This is a genomic window from Gelidibacter sp. (assembly GCF_035577925.1).
Classification (GTDB): domain Bacteria; phylum Bacteroidota; class Bacteroidia; order Flavobacteriales; family Flavobacteriaceae; genus Gelidibacter.
On sequence record NZ_DATJCY010000256.1, the window covers coordinates 1 to 1,628 of the forward strand.

General features: G+C 36.2%; 2 protein-coding genes. Both read left to right on the forward strand.

The features are described 5' to 3' along the window. Positions 1 to 317 precede the first annotated feature (317 nt). Complete coding sequence (locus VNJ50_RS10295) at positions 318 to 989, forward strand: ABC transporter ATP-binding protein (RefSeq protein ID WP_414652886.1); 672 nt, start codon at positions 318 to 320, stop codon at positions 987 to 989. Between the two features lie 46 nt (positions 990 to 1,035). After that, positions 1,036 to 1,628 (forward strand): ABC transporter permease (locus VNJ50_RS10300; RefSeq protein WP_325581555.1); only part of this gene is annotated, 593 nt, incomplete at its 3' end.

A 1,628-nucleotide genomic window follows, 5' to 3' on the forward strand; every position in this document is an offset into this window, starting at 1 on the left:
GATGTTCGGTTTGAGCAGTTTATGAATGTTGCTTCACAAATTGAAAACAATTATTATCAAGCGGCAATATTACGAAGTCTGATCACGGATAATATCAAAGTTGAAAAAGAATGGAGTCAATTAATCGGTTACACTAAAAAATAGAATCTGATTACTATCAAGCGGAAATTTTAAAAAGAATTGCTTCAACAATGCCTGATAATGAGGTTTTAAAAAAGGAATTTAAAGAAGCAGTAGCCGCCATAAAATCCGATTATTATTATTACGCAAGCTTGATGCGATCTTTGAATGATTAAACAATTTATAAAGTAGAAATTATGATCAAATTAGAAAATATTTTTAAATGGTACCAAGTGGGCGGACTTCCGTCGTTTGTGCTAAAAGACATTAATCTTGAAATTGAAGAAGGTGATTTTATTTCCATTATGGGACCTTCAGGTTCAGGAAAATCGACATTGCTTAATGTTATCGGAATGTTGGACGAGCCCAATGAAGGCAAATACCATTTTATGGGCGAAGATGTTTTTGCCTTAAAACACAAAAAACGAACGGCATTATTTCAATCCTATATGGGTTATATTTTTCAATCGTATCATCTGATTGATGAATTGACGGTGTATGAAAACATTGAAACACCGCTTATTTATAAAAATCTATCTGGCAAAGAACGAAAAGCCATTGTGGCCGATTTGCTTGATAAGTTTAATATTGTCGGGAAAAAAGATTTATTCCCGGCACAACTTTCTGGCGGTCAGCAACAACTAGTTGGCATTGTAAGAGCTTTAGCAACTTCGCCAAAATTACTGTTGGCCGATGAACCTACAGGAAATCTCAATTCCAAACAGGGCGAAGAAATCATGGAACTTTTTACCGAACTCAACAAACAAGGAGTTACCATTATTCAGGTAACGCATTCCGAAAAAAACGCTGAATATGGAAAGCGGATCATCAATTTATTAGATGGCGGAATTGTAAAAAGCAGAAGTTAAGATCAGTAAAAGCACTAAAAAAAATCACTATCAAAAAAGAAATCTTATGACACAATTCAAATTTATTTTCAGGAAATTATGGCGAAACCGCCTTTTTACCCTACTGAATATCCTTGGCCTTAGTGTATGTATCTGTGTTGCCTGGATTATTTTTAGAATGGTCAGTTTTGAATACAGTTTTGATAAAAAGTTTTCCGATTCTGAAAATATATATCAGGTCGTTTCCAAAAGTTTAGATCCCGATCGTAATCGGGAAAGTGGTTTTGCGGGAGTTTCGTTGCCGATATTGAATGCTTTGCAAAATGATATTACAGGCGTGGAAAAGGTAGTGCCCATGTTCTATAAATCCCATCACCGTGCTGTGATCAATGATGGCGCAGATACTCCGATTCGCCAATTTGAAAATGGAGATAATGATATTCGATTAGTTTCTACCAATGTGGATTATTTCAGCATGTTGGATTATCAATGGCTTGCGGGAAATGCTTTAACTGCTTTGGATGCGCCTGATAAGGTGGTGCTTACCGATACAAGGGCGCAGGAGTTTTTTCCATCTTTACAGTTAGAGGAAATCATCGGGAAGGTGATTGTATATGATGATTCTATTTCTCGCCGGATTTCTGGCGTGGTGGCGCAATT